We start from the raw sequence: 19,268 nt of genomic DNA on the forward strand, positions 1-19,268 counted from the left end.
TGTCCTGAACGACGCGATCGGGACGTTCAACGACATGAACGCGTCTTTCGAGACATCGCCGGAGCGTGAACGCGACGCCTGACCAGGGGCACTCTTGGGACAGCGGCGTCAGAGTAGCGCCGCGAGGTCGTCGTCGGGGAGTGAGCGGGGTGGGGTGCGTTCCGCCGCGGCGCGGGCGATGCGGGCCAGCACGGCGGCGTTGGCGGGTGCCTCCCGGCCGTGGAGGCGGGCGAGCAGGACGATCTCGCCGTTGAGGAACTCCGACTCGACCGTCGCGCCGCGGACCAGGCTCTGCCACGTGGAGCCGCCGCCGCGTTCGTGGCCGGGGATCGACCGGGGCACGAACCCGGACAGGTCCTGGGTGCTCTCCCCCACGAGGTCCGCGACGCGGATTCCCGCCGTGGCGAACACGTCCACGGCCTCCGCCCGCAGGATCTCGGCCGCGCGGTCCCGCAACGGGCTCGGCGGATACAGCGCGTCCAGTGCGTTGGGCAGGATGGACACCAGCTTGCCCGCCTTGAACGGGACGATGTCGGGCACGATCTCCAGCGCCAGGCCGGCGGCGGCGAAGTCGGCCGCGACCGCGTCGAGGCGGGGATCGGTGCCCGACGGGTATCGCCCGGCCCAGAACACGCCCACGACCGGCGCCGCGGGTGACACGACCTCGCCGGGCGCCACGTGACTGGACGGGGACCACGACACAGCACCGAAGACGGTCGCGAAGCGGCGCAACGCACTCCGCTCGCTGTCGAGTCCGTTCTGGACGGTCAGCACCGGCAGCTCGGTGGCCGCCAGCCCGGCGCCGACCGCCTGCCACGCCCACGCCGCCAGCGCCGCGTCGGCGTCCTGGGTCTTCGTGGCCAGCACGAGCAGGTCGTCGGGGCGCAGCTTCAGCTCGTCGGGCCCGCCGACCACGGGTAACCGCAAGGTTGTGGCGCCGTCGGGGCGGATGTACCGCAGACCGGTCTCCCGCAGCGCGGCGAGGTGCGCGCCCCGTGCGGCCAGCACGACCTCGCGACCCGCCAGGTGCAACTGCGCGGCCGTGGTGGCACCGACCGCCCCCGCGCCGATCACCACATAGCGCGTCACCGGCATCGGAACACTCACACCGCTTCCACTCGGTCGATGACCGGCAGATCGGCACCCAGCCGCAGCCGTTCCAGGAAACGGACGATCACCGCGGCCGCCGTGCGGTGGGTCTGATTGTTCAACGCGTCGTGGGCGGTGCCCGCGAGGCTGATCAGCTCACCGTGCGACAGGCGGGCGAACCAGCCGCGCACGTTGTCCAGCTTGGACAGTGGGTCGTCCGTGCCGTGGATGCCGAGCACCGGCACCGGGACACCGGCCGCGTTGGCGCGGTCGGTCCAGTCCGGCGGCGGGGCGTGCCACAGCGCGCCGCGCTGGAAGGCCGTGTCGTCCGAGAGCCGGGCCCGGTGGGTGGGGCAGGTGGTGCGAACGTCCAGTTCCGCCTGCCAGTCCAGGACTTTCTCGTCCTGAGGGGTGATCGGCAGGCCGGCGAGGACGAGACCGTCCACTGTGACCGTCCACTCCGCGACGAGCAGTGCCGCGAACAGGGCGCCGGTGTCGGAACCGAGGAGGACATGTGGGCCGGGGAGGTCCTCGGTCAACAGGGCCTTGACGGCGGAGGTGGCCGCGGCCGGGTCACGCGTCGGGTCGTCGAGCACGCGGACGCGGTAGGCGTCGAAGCTCAGCCGCAGTCCGAGGCGCTCGTAGACGGTGGCGTCCTCGCCGCGGCCGGGCAGCACCACGACGGTGCCGCGGGCGGCGAGCTGGGGTGGGTTGTCGAATGAGATGGTCATGCGAGAGCCTTTCCAGGGTTCAGGATTCCGGCGGGGTCGAACACCGCCTTGATGCGCCGGTGCAGTTCCAGTGCGGGCTCGCCCAGTTCGGCGGCCAGCCAGGGCAGTTTCAGCGTGCCAACGCCGTGTTCGCCGGTGAGCGTGCCGCCCACGGCGAGCGCGTGCTCGAAGATCGCTCCGACGGCCTGTTCGACCTGCGAGGGCGAGGCGCTGTCGGCGACCACGATCGGGTGCAGGTTGCCGTCGCCGACGTGCGCGAACACGAAGATCCGCACGCCGGTGCGCGCGGCGATGGCCTCGACCGCCGTCACCGTCTCGGCCAGCCGTGAGCGGGGCACCGCGATGTCCTCGATCAGCACGCGGCCGTGCCGTTCGATGGCCGGGAGCGCCGCACGGCGGGTCGCGACCAGCCGGTCCGCGACGGCCGGGTCGGTGGTGGTCTCGAGCGCGGTCGCCAGTGGCCTGAGCACACGTTCGGCCACGGCCATCTCGGCCTCGGCGCCGTAGCCGTCGGTCTGCAGGAGCAGGAAGACCTCGCCGCGGGTGTGCAGGTCACCGCCCTGGGCCTCGTCGATGGCGACGAGGGTGGACTGGTCGAGCAGCTCCGCCGTCGACGGCCGCAAACCACGGCGCTGCAACGCGGTCACGGCCGCGACGGCGTCGGCGGCGGTGGCGGTGGCGAAGAACGCGCTGGCCGTTGCCGTCGCGGTCGGCAGCGGCGACAGGCGCACGGTGGCGCCGACGATCACCCCGAGCGTGCCCTCGGAGCCGACCAGCAGGCCGGTCAGGTCGTACCCGGTGACGCCCTTGAGCGTGCGGCGGCCGGTGCTGACCAGCGTGCCGTCACCCAGCACGGCGTCGACGGCAAGCACGGCGTCGCGGGTCACCCCGTACTTGACGCACCGCAGCCCACCCGCGTTGGTCGCGATGTTGCCGCCGATCGTGGAGATCGCCGCGCTGGCCGGGTCGGGGGCGTACCGCAGCCCGTGCGCGGCCGCGGCGGCGTCGAGGTCGGCGGTGACGACCCCGGGTTCGACCACGGCGATCGCCTCGTCCGGGCGGATCTCCACGATCCGGTCGAGATCCGACAGGTCGAGCACGATCGAACCGGCGCCCGCGACCGCACCACCGGCGACCCCGGAGCCCGCGCCTCGCGGCACGACCGGCACCCCGTTGGCGGCGGCGTAGGAGACGGTGTGCCGGACGTCGTCGACGCTTTTGGCGAAGACGACCAGGTCGGGCAGCCCGTCCGCCGTGGCGCCGGAGCGGTCGACGGAGGCCCTGACCAGTTCGTCGGGGTCGGTGGACCAGGCCGCGAGGGCACGCGTCAGCTCGCCGAGGCTCATGTCGCGACCGGGCGGTTCTCGTCGCTCGACCACTGGGACCACGACCCCGGATAGAGGGCCGCGTCTATGCCCGCGATCCGCAACGCGGCGATCGTGTGGGCGGCGGTGACGCCCGAGCCGCAGTACACGGCGACCTTGTCCCCGGCGCGCACACCGAGCTTCCCGAACCGTTCCCGCAGTTCGCCGGCGGCGAGGAACGTGCCGTCGGCCGTCAGGTTCTCGGTCGTCGGTGCACTGATCGCGCCGGGGATGTGGCCGGCGCGAGGATCCACCGGCTCGACCTCGCCCCGGTAGCGCTCCCCCGCCCTGGCGTCGAGCAGCGCACCGTGCGTGGGCCAGGCGGCCGCGTCGTCGATGTCGATGGCCGGCAGCTCGCCACGGGTGAGGGTCGCCGTGCCGGGTTCGGGGGTCACCTCGCCGGTCTCCAACGGGTGGCCCGCCGCGGCCCAGGCGGCGAGTCCGCCGTCGAGCAACCGCACGTCCAGCCCGGCGTCCCGCAGCAGCCACCACGCGCGGGCGGCCGCGAAGTTGCCGGTGTCGTCGTACGCCACGACCGTGTCGCCGTCGTTGATGCCCCACCGGCGCACGGCGTCCTGCAGCGCGGCGCGGTCGGGCAGCGGGTGGCGGCCGTCCCCCGGTCCAGGGCGCGCGGACAGCGTCGACTCGAGGTCCACGTACACGGTGCCGGGAATGTGGCCCGCGGCGTGGGCGGGACGACCGTCCGGTGAACCCAACCGCCATCGAACGTCGAGCAGGCGAACATCGTCGATCCGGGCGCGCAGCTCCGGCACGGAAACAGTGACCGTCACACCCGAAATGCTAGGCACGGGACACCGCTCGACACCGCAAGGAAATCCCGATGGCCACCCATCAGGAATGGTGATCCCACGCGCCACCCTTTCGGGCACGGGTCTCACCTGTCGCGGGTGAAGACGCGGACGGGAGACTTCGCAATGGTGATCGACATCAGGGGGCTTGAGCGTCCGGACCGGCTCGAGGATCGCGGTGTATGTGGTGATGGTGGCGTCGGAGTGCGCTCCGGCGGCGAAGGCGGGTGGCCTGGGCGACGTCGTGTTCGGGCTGAGCCGGGAGGTCGAGGTTCGCGGGCACGCGGTGGAGATCGTGCTGCCCCGGTATGAGCACATGCGTTACCAGGACATCTGGGGGTTCCAGGTCAGCTACGAGGACCTGTGGGTGCCGTGGTTCGGCGGGGCGATCCGGTGCACGGTGTGGTTCGGTTTCGTTCACGGGCGGCGGTGTTTTTTCATCGAGCCGCATTCGGCGGAGAACTTCTTCGGTCGCGCCGAGCACTACGGGTACGCCGACGACGTGAACCGGTTCGCGTTCTTCAGCAAGGCCGTGCTGGAGTTCCTGCTGCGCACGAACAAACGTCCCGACGTCATCCACTGCCACGACTGGCAGACCGGCCTGCTACCGGTGTTGCTGTACGAGCAGTACCAACAGCACATGCCGTGGCAGCGGGTGTGCTACACGATCCACAACTTCGGCCACCAGGGCGTCACCGGCGACTGGGTGCTGTGGGCGTCGCGGTTGGGCAGGCTCGAACACTTCACCCACCCGGACCGCCTGGGGAACGGGTACGGGGCCGTGAACCTGATGAAGGGCGGCATCGTCTACGCCAACTTCGTCACCACCGTGTCCCCGCAGCACGCGCACGAGGTCCGCTACAGCGACCAGGCAGGCGGGCTCGGACACACCCTGTATGTGCACGAGCGGAAATTCGGTGGTGTGCTCAACGGGGTCGACTACGAGACCTGGAACCCCGAGACCGACCCACTGCTCCCGACCCGCTACACGGCCGACGACCTGACCGGCAAGTACCACGCCAAAGCACGGCTACGTCACCGGTTCTGGCTGCGTGAACGGTACGGCCCGATCGTCGCCTACGTCGGCCGGCTGGACCAGCAGAAGGGCATGCACCTGGTCCACCACGCGATCTTCCACACCCTCGGCCACGGCGGGCAATTCGTGCTGCTGAGCAGCACCGGCCACCAGCAGGACGTCAACGACCACTTCTGGTGGCTCAAGAACCACCTCAACGACAACCCCGACTGCCACATCGAGATCGGCTACCACGAGGAACTGGCCCATCTCGTCTTCGCCGGAGCGGACATCCTCGTCGTGCCGAGCATGTTCGAACCGTGCGGCCTGGTACCCCTCATCGCACTGCGGTACGGCACCGTGCCGGTCGTCCGCGCCATCGGCGGCATGATCGACACCATCTTCGACCGGGACCACTCGCTGCGTCCGGCCCACGAACGCAACGGCTACGTGTTCCACCACACCGACGAGCACGCCCTCGAGTCCGCCCTACACCGCGCGATCAGCCTGTGGTTCTCCTCCCCGGAGGACTTCCGAGAACTGATGGTCAACGGGATGCGCGCCGACCACTCCTGGGCCACGCCCGGCCAGCACTACGTGGACATCTACGACTTCATCCGCCACCCGGGATGACCTCGGTTCGATTCACACGGCCTGGAAACCGCTCAGGGCACGAATTCCCAGGGTGACGCGACGCTGCCGCCAACCCATGTCGAGCCGCTGGGGTTGTACTCGGCTGTCGCTACCGTCCGGTAGTAGTTCGGCCCGCAGACGGCACCGCCGTAGTCCAGGAGTTGTTGGGGCCCGAAGGGGCCGCCCAGCTCGCCTCCGGACCAGCCGAACTCGCCGTACCTCCAGTCGGAACCGCGGCAGAAGACGCCGACGGAGCCGTTCCATACCTGAACCTCGAGCCGTACCCGACCCCATCCCGTCATGGCTCCGTTGCAGGATCCGGTGAATGAACGGGACGCCAGATACGCGTTGGCGTAGCCGATATTGCCGGAGAAACCTCCGACGTAGTGGTCGATGGCGGCCGATGCCTTCACGCAGTAGGCGACATGGCTGTAGACGACGGTGACGGGTGATCCGCTCATGGCGGACGCGGACGGAGTACCCATCACGAAGAAAAGTGCTGTCGCCATCGAACAAACGAGGAAACGAGACATTCTTCGAAGATTGAACATGGTGCCGATCCTTCGTTCCGTACGACAGGAGATGACTCATGCTCGATCGCCCCCGCGGGGCGTCGAGCAAAGTTATACACCGTCTCGCAACGGCATTGATCGCGGCGGACGAGGGCGACTCGTCCGGCCCGGCGTCGCGGGCGCTGCGCTTGGCACGCAGGACACCACGGCCGAAGTCGTGCTACGAAAGATCTGGAACCTCGCTCTGAACGGCAACCCACAGGAAGGCGTACTCATCGGTGCCGGCCCACGACGCATGGCGCGTCGCGACCGGCCCGCTCGATCTCGATCTGTCGCGGCTCAGCCCCTTCACCTGCAGCAATACAGGAAAACGGACAAGGGAGTTCGCATGGCTATGTTGATCAGTCGTCGCACCGCGCTGGGCGTTGGCGCGGGGGCGGCTGCCGGCCTGGCGTTGCCTGGCGTCGCCCACGCCGACAACCAGGCCCAGAGCGTGCGTTTCGTTCTCAACGCGGTGACGCTCGACGGTGGCGAGCAGGTCACCTCGGTCACCCTCGACACGTCCCGGCTCGGGCCGATCGACCCGGCGAGCCTGACGACCGGCACGTTCAGCGTGCACGCCAAGGCAACCAGCCCGGTCGCCACCGGCAGCCAGGTTGTCGGGTACGACCTCGACCGGACAGTGACCGCCGCCCAGCTCGACCGCCGCGGGAACATCGTGCTCTCGTTGAGGTTCGCCGAGTTCCAACCCGGCGGCGGCACCCTCGGCTTCATCGGGCGCATAGGCCGCAACGTCCAGCTCGATCTCGTCTACACCATCACGCAGAACGCGCCGCTCACCCTGCGCGGCGGCCGGCCGGTCACCATCTCCCGCTTCGTGCAGGGCCGGCTGTCCAACCCCGAGGTCGACGCCTTCAGCTACCACGTCTCCGGCTCGGGCATGAAGTATCGGCTCTACTCCCCCACCCGCTCGGCCAGGCACGGCAAGCGCCCGCTGATCGTCTGGCTGCACGGCGGCGGCGAGGGCGCCTCGCTGCCGGACAACTACTACGACAACGAGACCACATTGCGCGCCAACCGCGGCGCGCTGGGCTTCGTCACCCGTGAGGCACAACGGATCTTCGACGGCGCGTACGTCGTCGCCCCGCAGAGCACCTCCTTCTGGCTGCAGGACGGTCCCCGCTTCGCCCCGCTCATCCAGGAGATCATCGGCGAGGTCGTCCGCAGACGTGCCGTCGATCCCGACCGCATCTATGTGACCGGCTGCAGCAACGGCGGCTACATGAGCATGAAGATGACCACGGTCTATCCCACCGCGTTCGCCGCGTCCGTGCCGATCTGCGGTGTCGTCGCGGGGAACCCGCCGATGATTCCCGACGCCGAGCTGACCGCGATCAGCACTCCCACCTGGCTGGTCACCTCCGCCGACGACACCACCGTGAACCCGCAGACCAATACCGTCCACGCGCACGACCTCATCCCCGGCTCCCTGATGTCGCTCTACGACAACGTCGTCTGGAACGGCGTACAGTTCCCCGGCCACTGGTCATGGATCTACGTGGCCCGCAACGACCCGAGCATCGACGGAACCCACATCTGGCAGTGGATGGCCCAGCAACGACGCTGATCCGAGCGAGGTGTCAGTGGTGCCCGGGCACCGCTGACACCTCCTGGCGCGCACACAGGTAGGGGCGGGCGAGGATCAGGGCGGTCAGTGTGAGGCCGATCCCGACGAGAACCGGTGCCAGATGGCCGAAGTCGGTGTACCGGATGACGCCGTGCACGACCATCGCGGGGAGGAAGCCGGTGATCGCGGCGAGCGCGAGTGACCACCAGACCCATGACTCGCCCCGCCGCCATCCCCACGCACTGAGCAGGGTTATCGCCGTGGCCGCGGCCATCAGCGCCCCACCGAAGCCGGCCCGGTCGTGCGCGATGAACGACAGCAGCCGGGGGTTGGCGGCCCGCAACGCGTCCGGTCCGGTCCGCAGGAATTCCAGGTCGCTTTCCACGAACACGTCGGTGAGGCCGACCGCCGACACCACCACGCCGCCGACGAACAGTCCGATTCCAGTGCACACCAACAGAAGTTGACCGACCAGTGCCCTGTGCCGCTCGCGTTCCGGCCCTTCCGGCCAAACTGTCCACTGTGGATGCTCCGAACGGCGGCTGGTGGCGATCAGGAACATCGGGAAGAGCACGACGGCGACCGCGGTGTGCAGTGGCTCGACGAACCCGAAACCCAGGAAGTACAGCAACGTGGGAAACCCGATCCACCCGGACACGAGGTAGGCCTCGCGGGCCCACGGCCAGCCTCGCCGGATGCCGCCGACGGCGAGGCCGACGTAGAGCACGCCGATCGCCACCATCGTGCCGGCCATCGTGATCCGGTCGTGCTGCAGGAAATGCACTAGATGGTGGTTGATCGCGTGGAGCTGATCCAGCCCCATGCCCAGGAACTCGCGGTCGTACCACAGCAACACCGGTCCGAGCGTGATCGCGGCGGCTCCCAGCCCGGCACCGCCCATGCCAAGGCCGACCAGCAGACCCCACCACCACGCCGGCCACCGCCGAGGATCACGGCCGACGTCGCGCACCGAGGGTGCCGGACTGGCGGGAGTCGCAGCCTCGGTCACCCGGGCGAACCAACCAGGCCCTGACCGGACCAGCACCGAGGGCGTGACCAGGACAGCCTCGGCCCGCTCGGACAGCGCTTGGGCGGCCAGCGCCACGGACGGGGACGTCACATGGACCACGTTCGGGGCCGCCTCGGTCCTGACCGCGTCGACGTGCGGCGCCAAGGCGGTGGCCACGGCCGCCGCGTCCGGCCCGACCGCACGCACCACCACCGGGACACGCCGGCCCTTCGCGGCCTCGCGCACTACCGGGACGTCGGCAAGGCCGACCGGCGCCACCTCGATCAGCCCAGCCCCCAGTGGAGGCAACGCACGCACCGCGTCCCGTGCCACGCTGGGCGGCACCACCGCACCGAGCCGACTACGCACCGGCACGCCGGCAACCGCCCCGGCCAACCGCGGCGGCGGGTGATGGTGCCCGAACCCCCGTGCGATGAGCCGACCGCCGCCCGGCAACGAACCAATGGCAGCCAGAGTCCGCAACGCGACCCGCTGCGACCGGCGCGTTCCCAGCAGCGCGGCCGCCATCCCGCGCAGCGGGTGATAGGTCCAGTCAGGCACTACGCGCCCCCTTCAGGCGGACCCAGCCCGAGAACGGACGCAGCGCAAGGGCGCAGCGGCCCGCCCGCACAACCAACGTCCCCAACAGCACGGCCGCGATCCCACGCAACGGCAGATAGGTCCAGCCACGCACCAACACACCCCTCAGGCGGGCCCAGCCGAGAACGGACGCCTTGCAGCGCAAGGTCGCGGCGGCGCACCCGCAACGACCGACGTGTCCCCAGCAGCACGGCGGTGATCCCACACAATGGTTGAAACGGCCGGGCGGGCACCAGCACGCCCTCTCCGGCGGCGTCCAGCCCAGAACGGACGCCTTGCAGCAACGTCGCAGCGGCACACCCACAACGACCGACGTGTCCCCAGCAGCACCGCGGTGATCCCACGCAACGGTTGAAACGGCCGGGCGGGCACTAACACGCCCCCTTTCCGGCGGCGTCCAACCCAGAACGGACGCCATGCAGCGCAACGTCGCAGCGGCGCACCCACAACAACCGACGTGTCCCCCCACAGCACGGCCGCGATCCCACGCAACGGCAGATAGGTCCGGTCGGGCACTAACACGCCCCTTCCGGCGACGTCCAACCAAGAACAGCCGCAGCGCAACGTCGCGGCGGCACACCCGCAACCACCAACGTGTCCCCCACAGCACAGCCGCCATCCCACACAACGGTTGAAACGGCCGGGCGGGCACTAACACGCCCCATCCGGCGGCACCCAGCCCAGAACGGACGCCATCGAGCGCAGGGTCGCGGTGGCGGGTGTCAGTGTGGCCGCGAGGTCGCGGAGCAGCACCGCCGGTGGCCAGGACCATTGGGCGACGGTCCCGAGACGGGCGGCACGGCGGACGATCGCCTGGGTGCGTGGGCGTCGCAGCCGGTCGTAGTGGGCCAGTGCGGCGCCCAGGTTCGGCGTCTCGTCCAGGCAGGCGGCGAGAGTGACCGCGTCCTCCAGCGCCTGGCACGCACCCTGACCCAGAATCGGGTCCATCGCGTGCGCCGCGTCCCCCAACAGCGCCATCCGGTCGCGCACGTAGGTCGGCAGTGGCGGCAGGTCGTACACGTCATGACGGAGCACAGCGTCCTCGGGCACCGCCGCCAGCAGTGTGGGGATCGGGTCCGGCCAGTCGCCGAATCTGCGCCGCACGGCGGCATGTTCGCCATCGTCGCTGGCGGCGTCCTCGGGCACCGTGGCGGTCGCGAAGCAGTAGAACCGCCCGCCCGGCAACGAGGTGAACCCGATTCGTTCGCCGCGACCCCAGATCACGGCGCCTTCGGGCCGAAGGTCCGCGAGCGGCTCAGTGATCATGCGCCAACCCGTGTAGCCGACATAGCGGGGCCCTTTCGCGTGCGGCCACCACTGCCGTCGCATTGCGCTACGCACGCCGTCGGCGCCGACCACCAGATCCGCGCGCAGGATCCCGTCCCGATGCTCGACCACCACGGCCTCGCCATCCGGGTGCATGGCGTGCACCTCGCAGCCCGGCCGCAACGACTCCGCCGGCAACGCTCCGACCAACGTCCGCACCAGGTCCGCCCGGTGTACCACCAGAAGCGGCCAGCCGTGACGCCCCACGATCTCCGCGTTGTCCATTTTGGACAACCAGCGACCCGTGCGACCGCGTACGCCGCCGGCCGTTTCCACCGCTCCGAGCACGCGCACGCGTTCCGCCAGGTCAAGCGCCGCGAGTGCGCGCATCGCGTTCGGCCACAGCGAAAGGCCCGCACCGACCTCGGCGAACTCCCCGGCCCGCTCCAGCACCGCCACCCCCCAACCGCGCCGGTGCAGCGCCACCGCCGCGGCCAGACCACCGATCCCCCCGCCCACCACGACCGCGGTGCGCTCAGCCATCCACCCTCCCCCTTCTTGAGCGACTGCTCAAACCGGAGGATAGATGGTTTTGAGCGATCGCTCAACTACCCGGACCTGTGGGCGTCCTTCAACGCCCCACGTTCTTCTTGTCCGCGCCGAGGCGCACGTAGATGTCGACCCACTGGCGGTCGATGTCGGTCGGGCCGTTGCCGTCGCAGTACGGTTTGGCGCCGTTGGCGGTGTAGTAGCGGAGCAGGGCCAGGGTTTCGTCGGTGCGTCTGGTCGTGTCGTCGGTGTAGCGGGTGCCGGGTGGCTGTGGCTGGTGCTTCATGCAGGTCAGGTCACGCACGGTGCCACCCGTGGTCTCGTCGTCGAAGCGCGGGCCGGGGTCGGGGGCGGCCACGCTGCACGCGGCTACGGCGCCGAAAAGCAGTACCGTCAAGACCGCTCTCCGTTTGGTGGACGGTTTGTTCATGGGCTGCCTTTCTGGTCAGGTGATGCCCGCGGCGGCGCGCACGGCGAGACCGAGCCCGACGACGAGGACGAGCGTCGCCGTGAGCACGGGGGTCCAGGTCCGCAGTCGTGTCAGCCGGAGGCCGACCCAGGGGAACCGGTCGACGCGGTCACGGAGGCGGACGAGCAGGACGCCGACGAGCGTGAGCGTGGCCGCCATGCCCACGCCGTAGCCGAGTACGAGCAGCACCCCGAACCAGGTCCGGCCGAGCGCGATCGCGCCGAGGAGGACGACGAGCGCGGACGGGCTGGGCACGAGACCACCGGCGACGCCCATGCCGATGAGCCCGGACCTGCCGTATCCGTGGCCGTGACTGTGCCCGTGCCCGTGGTTGTGGGTCGGCGGGCTCGGTGTGTCGCGCCCAGCGGCAACACCGGCGTACGCCAGCTCCCGCGCTGGCTCGTCCGGCAGGGCTCGAAGGGCCGACCGCAGCAGTACGGCGCCGATCAACGCGACCAGCGACCCGCTGGCGACGCCGAGCCAGCCGAGCACGCTCTCGCCCGCGATCACGCTCGACCCGCTGATGAGCAGCCCGAGGACGAGCACCCCCGCGGTGTGGGTGACGGTGACGGTGGCGCCCACCGTGACGGCGTCCCGGACCGAGCCGTTCTTGCCCGCGAGATAGGCGGCGATGACCGTCTTGCCGTGTCCTGGCAGGGCCGCGTGGGAGGCGCCGAGCACAAGGGAGAGCAGTACGGCGAGGATGCCGACGAGTGGGGTGAGGTCCCTGCTGCCCGCGAGACTGGTGAACCAGGATGCCGCGGGCGAGTCCGTGCCGGGAACCACCGACGGCGACCCGACGGCGGCAGTGCCCGGCTCTGTCCGGATCGTGGCCTCTCGGACGTCGAGCGGGTCCTCCAGGAGGTCCTCGGGGTAGGCACGCAGCTCGTCACTGACGCTCGTGGCGGGCAGTGTCGAGTCGACGGTACGGACCCCGTCGCCGGTGACCACGAGTTCGTGCCAGCCGATCCGGTTGGTGTGGAACGAATCCTGGAACTCGATCGTGGCGGGGCGGTCCAATGTGGCCGCGGTGGTGAACTCGCAGGACAGGCGCATGGTCGCGAGCCCGGCCTCCCCCGAGGGGAACTCCAGCCCGCGCCCGGTGAGCCGCCACTCGCCGGGGACGCCGTCGACCGTGACCGTTGTCGCGTCGGCGAACTGCCCGCACTGCCGGTCGGCGTAGGCACCGGCCGCGGACACGTCACCGTCGACCGCCGGTCGTTCCTGCACCGTGGGTATCTCGGCGAGGTCGATGACGGCGTGCAGGTCGATCCGGTCCGGGTACAGGGTGAGGCCGTTGAAGTGGTTGACGGTGAAGTTACCAAGGGGGTGCGCGGCCGCCGCCGAGGGCGCCGCCAGGAACCCCAACGCGCACAACGCAAGCAGAACGGCGAGACGCCGAATCATCCCGCACCTCGCAGGTTCGCGAGGGTGGCCCGCGCGGTCCGTGCCTCGACGGGTGAGAAGTGCGGGTTGATGCGCAGCGCCTCGGTGAGTGCCGTGACGGCTTCGGCGTCCCGGCCGAGACCGGCGAGGATCATGCCGCGGTGGTAGAAGAACGTGGCGTTGCGCCAGCCGGTGCCCGCGGCGTGGTCGGCGTAGGTGAGCGCTTCGACGTCCCGGCCACTCAGGTGCAGTGCCCAGGCCAGTGCGTCCGCGACGAACACGGGTTGTCGGCGTGACCATTCCGCCTGGGCACGCTCCAGCGCCTGCCCGGCATCGCCTCGGTCGGCGGCGACCAGTGACGCCGCGAGGTCGTCGGTCGCACCGGAAGCGGCTTGGAGTTGTTCCTGCTGCTCGATGAGCGCGTACTGGCGTTCGGCGTTTTCGGGTTCGCCCGCGAAGGTCAACAGCAGGGCGTACTCCTGCGGGTACTGCGTGTTCGGCAGACGGGACACGAGATCCCGGTAGCCGGCAAGCGCTTCCTCGGTGTGTCCGCGTGCCGCCGCGACCTTCGCTCTTCCCTGCAGCAGCGGCGGGTCCTCGGGCACCACAAGCAGTCCGGCCTCGTAGTGGCGCCCGGCGGCGTCGATGTCCCCGTTGTCGAAGGCGAGCTCGCCGAGCCGGTAGCGGCAGAACGCGATGTCGGCGGGATCGATCGCGTCGGCCAGCGCACGGTCGAGCGCGTGGCGGGCGTCGTCGACGTTGCCGTGCAGCTCGAACTCGTATGCGGCGCGGGTGAACGAGGAGACACCCGGCTTGAGTTCCAGCATGCGCTGTAACGCGGCGGTGGCCGCCTCGGTGTCGCCGAGCTGGGTGTAGGCGTCGGTGAGCACGCCGTACACCTCCGCGGTGTCCGGGAGCACTTCCCTTGCCTGCTCGCCGAACGAGCGGGCGGCGGCGAAGTCGTGTCGTGCGTTGGCGAGTGCTCCCATGCCGGTCAACGCGGGACCGTTGCCGTCGGGTTGCTGTGCCAGGGACTTACGCAGCGCCCCTTCGGCTTTCGGGTAGTAGGCGGGATTCGCGGTGATCCGCGCCTTCTCGACGTAGGCGGCGCCCAGCTCGGCCCAGGTTCGCGGATCCTGTTCCTGCCTCGCCAGCCTGGCCTGTGCTGCCGAGATCCGTCGGTCGAGGGTGCTGGTACTCCCGCCCGCCACGGTCGCTGGGGTCGACGTGGCGGGCGGGAGAAGCGCGGCGACGCTGAGGACGAGCAGACCAACGCCGAGACCGACGACCAGGAGGGCGCGCGCTCTCGCGCTACGGGCAGACATCAGTCGTCCCTTCCAGAAGGTGGGGGTGGTCGCCGTCGCCGACGACCACCTTCAGTCATGCGGTCTGCCACGCGATGCCGCGGGACTGACGCCGGAAGAGCACGACGCCGGACCCGATCAACGCCACCGCCAACAAGCCGGTCAGCGTCGGCATGGTCGGGAAGTTCGGCCAGCCGAACGGTGCCACCGTGTCGCCATCGAACAAGGTCCGGTTGACCGCGGTGTTGTTCGGCAGGGTGATGTACGGGAACACCGAACCGAACGGGACATTGTTCCGATCGACCTGGTCACCCGCGGCGAGCGGCGCCACGATGCCGCTGACCGCGGCGCCTTCCACCGCCTGGAGACTGATGTCCAGCGCGTCGTCGGCCAGCCTGCGGCCGTTCGGGAACCCCTGGAGGTCACCGCCCAGCACACCGAGCCGGTTGGGGTTGGCCGTCGGCGGGATCGACGTGTTCAGCCGCAACTGTTCCGACGGCACGAACCTCGCCGGGTCGACGTCGGCGTTGTTGAGCTGGGAGTTGAGATCCAGGCTGATCGCAGGGCCCGACTTCGTGGTGATCCCGGTCAGGAAGATCTCCACGAGGTCGTTCCGTGGCGTGGGTGGTGCCGGAATGCCGTAGATCCGTTGAATCAGGACCGGCAACTCCGGGTTGGTCACCCTGTTGACCAACGCGGGCACCGTCCCGTCCTGCTCCGGCAGCATCGAGTTGAACCTGTCCTTCAGCCCCGCGGGCACCACGACCTCGTTCACCAGCGGGTTGCCCAGCCGCGACACCTGGACCTTGGCACCGGACGACTGCTGCGAACCCGGGCTGCGCACCGTGAGCGAGAAGCGCTCGGTGTCGCTCCAGACCCCGACCACGGGGTTGCGGGTCGCGTTGCCGTTGAGTGTCAGCGCGCTCTTGGGCACCTGCAACGCGACGGTGTTCACGTTGTAGCCGGCCACCGTGTCCTGCCCGACCTCGGACAGGTTGCCGCCGTAGAGCAGGTCGAACACCCGCAGGTCCAGGAAGAACGGGTCCTCGGACTGTCCGGCGAAGGTCTGCCCGCCTCCCGGGACGGCGGTGATGGACTGGTCACGAAGCTGCCAGTAGTCCGGCATGGAGCCGTTGCCGACTCTCGACGGCACGACCTTGCCGTTGCTGACCAGGGTGGCGGTGGATCCGCTGTCCCGGTTGAGCAACGACAGTGTGTAGAACTGGCGGAACAACAGGTTCGGGTCGTCCAGCGAGGTGACCTGGCCGTCGTTGTAGAGGAACGTGGCGTTCCCCCGCCGGTCGTCGGTGCGGAAGTCCCACCGGTAGGTCAGGTCCGCCTTCGCGTCGCCGTCGTTGTCGATGTTGATGTCGTAGTGGGCGTCGGTGGCCCACGGGTAGAAGGTCGGTCCTCCGTTCGGTTCCTCGAACGGGAACCAGTTGGCGATCAGGGTCACGGTGTCCGGTCGGTCGGGGCTGACGAACGCGTACACGTCGGTGTTGTCCACGGGCGGGTCGCTCGAGATCAGCGGAGCTTCCCGGTGACTCGACGCGACCGCCGAGCCCGACGACAGCCCGACCAGAGCGGTGGCCAGTACCGTGCTCCCGACCGCGACGAGCGCGACCGCCGCTCGTCGCCGGGAGAGCACCCGACGACGAGCGGGAGAGGGAATTGACATTTCCATCCCTTTCTTGACAAGGCAGCGGCCGGATATCCGTCCCCTGTGCGCGGATCGTGCCCGCCGCCGCCAGTGGGGAAGTTGTGGAAGTGTTGTGGCGGCGGGGGTTCGGGAATTACGCTGCACAGGTTGGAACCGGGGGCGCGTCACCAGCAGGGGTTTGACGTGGAGTTCCGTATCCTGGGTCCGGTCCGGCTGTACGTCACCGGGCGCACCACCACGGTCGGCGAGCCTCGCCAGCAGGCGGTGCTCGCGGCGCTGCTGCTCGAACCCGGTCACGCTGTCGGCATCGACACGCTGGTGGACCGGGTGTGGGGTGAGTTCCCGCCACAGCAGGCCCGCCGCTCGCTGCAGGCCCACATCGCCCGCATCCGCCGCACGCTCGAAGGCGCCGAACCGGGTGGTGCGCTGCTGACCCGCGAGGCCGGTGGGTACCGCCTGGACATCCGGCCCGACCAGGTCGACCTGTTCCGCTTTCGCCGCGCGATGGGCAAGGGAGCCGACCGCGTCGCCCTGCGCGCCGGTCTCGACCTCTGGCAGGGCGAGCCGCTGGCGGGCCTGCGCGGCGACTGGGTGGAGCGCATCCGCCGCACCTTGCGTCAGGAGCACGCGGCCGCCGTCGTGGTGTGGGCCGAGGCCGAGATCCGCGCGGGCGACGCGGCCGCGACGATCACCAGGCTGACCGAGCTGACCGAGGAGCACCCGCTCGACGACGCGGCCGCCGCGACGCTGATCCGCGCGCTGTACACCGTGGGCCGCACGGCAGCCGCCCTCACCCAGTACGACCGGATCCGCCGGGCGCTGCGGGACGAGCTCGGCACCGACCCCGGACCCGCGCTGGCCGCGGTGCACGACGCCGTGCTGCGTCACGACCTCCCGCCACCCGCCCAGTCGCAGCCGCCCGTGCCCGCGCAGCTGCCGGCCGACGTGGTCGCGTTCACCGGCCGGGACGACGAGCTGGCCGAGCTGGACCGGCTGGCGGCGGGCACGCGCGGCGAACCCCTGCTGGTGTGCCTGACCGGCACGGCCGGGGCCGGGAAGACCGCGACCGCCGTGCGCTGGGGGCACCGGGTTCGCGACCAGTTCCCCGACGGGCAGTTGTACCTGGACCTGCGTGGTTACGACCCGGAACAGCCGGTGTCGCCCGCCGACGCACTGGCCGCGTTCCTGACCGCACTGCTGGCCACGGGCACGGAAATCCCACTCGGCGTCGCCGAACGAGCCGCCCGGTTCCGCACCGAGGTCACCGGCAGGCGGATGCTCGTCGTGCTGGACAACGCGGCGACCGTCGAGCAGGTCCGCCCGCTGCTGCCGGGCACGGCCACCTGCGTCGTGGTGGTGACCAGCCGCGACTCGCTCGCCGGGCTGGTGGCATTGCACGGCGCGCATCGCATCGCCGTCGACCAGCTTCCCGGCACCGACGCGGTCGCGCTGCTACGCAGGCTCGTGGGGACACGGGTGGACGCCGAGCCCGAGGCCGCGGTCGCGCTCACCTCGCGGTGTGCCCGGCTGCCGCTCACCGTGCGCCTCGCGGCCGAGTTGGCCGTGTCCCGCCCGGGCAGTCCACTTTCCGGACTGGTCGACGAACTGCGGGCGGACCAGCGCACCCTCGACCTGCTCAGCGGCGGTGACGACCGGCGGGCCGCCGTGCGGTCGGTGTTCTCGTGGTCGCTCCGGCAGCTGAGCGCCGAGGCCACCCGCGCGTTCGCCGTGCTCGGCCGCCACCCGGCGCCGACGTTCGACGACTACGTGCTGGCCGCGCTCGCCGACCGCTCGCTGGACCAGGCCCGGACCGTGCTGGACACCCTCGTCCGCGCGCACCTCGTGCAGCCTGTCGGCGGCCGGTACGGCATGCACGACCTGCTCAAGGCGTACGCGGCAGAGACCGGGCACGCCGGCGACCACCACACCGCGCTCGAGCGGATGTACGGCTACTACCTCGCGACCGCCGCCGCGGCCATGGACCGGCTCTACCCCGGCGAGGCCCATCGCCGGCCACGCGTCGCCACCGCGGCCGGCCCGGCGCCCGACCTCACCGACGCCGACGCCGCACGCGAATGGCTGGACGCCGAACTGGCCAGCGCGGCGGCCCTGGCCGCGCATGCCGCGACGCACGGCAGGCCCGAGCACGTGGTGGCCTTGTCCACCTTGCTGTTCCGGTACCTCGACGGGAACCACGACACGGTGGCGCTGGCGATCCACGGGCACGCGTTGGTGGCCGCCAGGGCGACCGGTGACCGCGCCGCCGAGGCCAACACGCTCCACGCCCTGGGCGGCGTGCACTCGCAGGCAGGCCGGACCACGGCCGCGGCGACGGACATGTGGGCGGCCTTCACGTTGTTCGAGGAGATCGGCGACCTCGCCGGCCAGGCGAGAGCACTGGGCAACATCGGCATGCTCGAGGAAAGGGCGGGCCGCTACCACGTCGCCGCCGACCATTTCGCCATGGCCCTCGCCACCTACGAGCAGGCCGGTGACGTGACGGGCCCGGCGCACGTGCTGACCCGGCTCGGCACCGCCGAGACACGGATCGGCGACCTCGAGGCCGGCCGCGCCCACCTGCGGCAGGCGATGGACCTGCACCGCCTCGCCGGGCACCGCTTCGGCGAGGCGTGGGTGAAGATCGGGCTCGGCGAGGTCGCCATGGCCGAGGGTCGCCTCGCCGACGCCGTCGACCTGCACGCCGAAGCGGCCGGGGAGTTCGGGCTGCTCGGACACCGGGCCAGCCAGGCCTGGGCGATCGACGGCCTGGGCAGGGCGGAAACCATCCGCGCCCGCCCGGCTGACGCGGTCCGCCGCCACGAGAAAGCGCTCGACCTGTTCCGCGCACACGGCGACCGCGACGGGGAGGCGTGGTCGCTCAACGGCCTCGGCGAGGCACACCAGGCGGCGGGCAACCAGGCCGCCGCCCAGGCGCACCACGCCCAGGCCCTGGCGGTGGCCACCCGCACCGGCGCCCACGAACAGGAGGCCCGCGCACACCGCGGCCTGGCCCACACCACGACCGCCGAGACCGCGCGCCTGCACAACGACCGCGCGATCGCGATCTACACCGAACTGGGCCTACTCGCCGCGGCACTGACCTAAGTGGTCGGTTCCGGAAGTCGGGGGTCGACCACGTGGCGATGTCCTGAAGGTGCACCTTCGGGACATTGAGCCCAGATCCACCGATGGTCTTGGTGGCTTGTGTGCAGTGCGGTGGTCCCGGGGCGCGGGGGGGGCGCCAA

Annotated in this window: 14 protein-coding genes; 3 read left to right on the forward strand and 11 right to left on the reverse strand. The window is 70.6% G+C overall.

Translation table 11 applies throughout. The features are described 5' to 3' along the window. Positions 1–108: 108 nt before the first annotated feature. From VF106_RS39320 to VF106_RS39335, 4 genes are read right to left on the reverse strand one after another with little or no spacing between them, the layout of a single operon-like run. Positions 109–1,107 (reverse strand): ketopantoate reductase family protein, encoded by a 999-nt coding sequence (locus tag VF106_RS39320; protein ID WP_330845083.1) that lies wholly within the window; start codon positions 1,105–1,107, stop codon positions 109–111. After that, positions 1,104–1,820 carry an alpha/beta hydrolase gene (locus tag VF106_RS39325; RefSeq protein WP_330845084.1) on the reverse strand — a complete coding sequence of 239 codons (717 nt, stop codon included), beginning with the start codon at positions 1,818–1,820 and terminating at the stop codon, positions 1,104–1,106. The genes VF106_RS39320 and VF106_RS39325 overlap by 4 nt, the downstream gene beginning before the upstream one ends. After that, positions 1,817–3,166, reverse strand: a complete 1,350-nt coding sequence (locus VF106_RS39330; RefSeq protein WP_330845085.1) for an FAD-binding oxidoreductase — start codon at positions 3,164–3,166, stop codon at positions 1,817–1,819. Before VF106_RS39330 ends, VF106_RS39325 begins: the two co-directional genes overlap by 4 nt. Beyond that, complete coding sequence (locus tag VF106_RS39335; RefSeq protein ID WP_330845086.1) at positions 3,163–3,975, reverse strand: sulfurtransferase; 813 nt, start codon at positions 3,973–3,975, stop codon at positions 3,163–3,165. The genes VF106_RS39330 and VF106_RS39335 overlap by 4 nt, the downstream gene beginning before the upstream one ends. A gap of 166 nt (positions 3,976–4,141) precedes the next feature. Here VF106_RS39335 and VF106_RS39340 point away from each other — a divergent pair, with 166 nt between their 5' ends. Further along, positions 4,142–5,641 (forward strand): glycogen synthase, encoded by a 1,500-nt coding sequence (locus VF106_RS39340; RefSeq protein ID WP_330845087.1) that lies wholly within the window; start codon positions 4,142–4,144, stop codon positions 5,639–5,641. A gap of 32 nt (positions 5,642–5,673) precedes the next feature. On the opposite strand, the gene VF106_RS39345 is transcribed toward VF106_RS39340, so the two are convergent. After that, on the reverse strand, positions 5,674–6,192 hold the full coding sequence (locus VF106_RS39345; RefSeq protein WP_330845088.1) for a hypothetical protein: 519 nt from the start codon (positions 6,190–6,192) through the stop codon (positions 5,674–5,676). 349 nt (positions 6,193–6,541) lie between these two features. Here VF106_RS39345 and VF106_RS39350 point away from each other — a divergent pair, with 349 nt between their 5' ends. After that, positions 6,542–7,780: a prolyl oligopeptidase family serine peptidase gene (locus VF106_RS39350; protein WP_330845089.1), complete on the forward strand. Its 1,239-nt coding sequence runs from the start codon at positions 6,542–6,544 to the stop codon at positions 7,778–7,780. A gap of 13 nt (positions 7,781–7,793) precedes the next feature. On the opposite strand, the gene VF106_RS39355 is transcribed toward VF106_RS39350, so the two are convergent. From VF106_RS39355 to VF106_RS39380, 6 genes are all read right to left on the reverse strand, one after another. Beyond that, positions 7,794–9,350: a hypothetical protein gene (locus tag VF106_RS39355; RefSeq protein WP_330845090.1), complete on the reverse strand. Its 1,557-nt coding sequence runs from the start codon at positions 9,348–9,350 to the stop codon at positions 7,794–7,796. A gap of 690 nt (positions 9,351–10,040) precedes the next feature. After that, on the reverse strand, positions 10,041–11,198 hold the full coding sequence (locus tag VF106_RS39360; RefSeq protein ID WP_330845091.1) for an FAD-dependent monooxygenase: 1,158 nt from the start codon (positions 11,196–11,198) through the stop codon (positions 10,041–10,043). A gap of 88 nt (positions 11,199–11,286) precedes the next feature. Continuing rightward, a complete protein-coding gene (locus tag VF106_RS39365) occupies positions 11,287–11,601 on the reverse strand; it encodes a hypothetical protein (RefSeq protein ID WP_330845092.1) in 315 nt (104 codons plus the stop codon). A 48-nt stretch (positions 11,602–11,649) separates the two neighbouring features. Then, on the reverse strand, positions 11,650–13,080 hold the full coding sequence (locus VF106_RS39370; protein WP_330845093.1) for a nickel/cobalt transporter: 1,431 nt from the start codon (positions 13,078–13,080) through the stop codon (positions 11,650–11,652). Continuing rightward, complete coding sequence (locus tag VF106_RS39375; protein ID WP_330845094.1) at positions 13,077–14,384, reverse strand: tetratricopeptide repeat protein; 1,308 nt, start codon at positions 14,382–14,384, stop codon at positions 13,077–13,079. Before VF106_RS39375 ends, VF106_RS39370 begins: the two co-directional genes overlap by 4 nt. A gap of 55 nt (positions 14,385–14,439) precedes the next feature. Continuing rightward, positions 14,440–16,041 (reverse strand): DUF4331 domain-containing protein, encoded by a 1,602-nt coding sequence (locus tag VF106_RS39380; RefSeq protein WP_330845095.1) that lies wholly within the window; start codon positions 16,039–16,041, stop codon positions 14,440–14,442. Between the two features lie 165 nt (positions 16,042–16,206). On the opposite strand from VF106_RS39380, the gene VF106_RS39385 reads away from it, so the two are divergent. Continuing rightward, the gene (locus VF106_RS39385; RefSeq protein WP_330845096.1) at positions 16,207–19,128 is read left to right on the forward strand and encodes an AfsR/SARP family transcriptional regulator; all 2,922 of its coding nucleotides are present in this window, start codon (positions 16,207–16,209) and stop codon (positions 19,126–19,128) included. Positions 19,129–19,268 lie beyond the last annotated feature (140 nt).

Origin of the sequence: Actinophytocola sp. (assembly GCF_036378875.1) — a bacterium.
Taxonomy (GTDB): Bacteria; Actinomycetota; Actinomycetes; order Mycobacteriales; family Pseudonocardiaceae; genus Actinophytocola.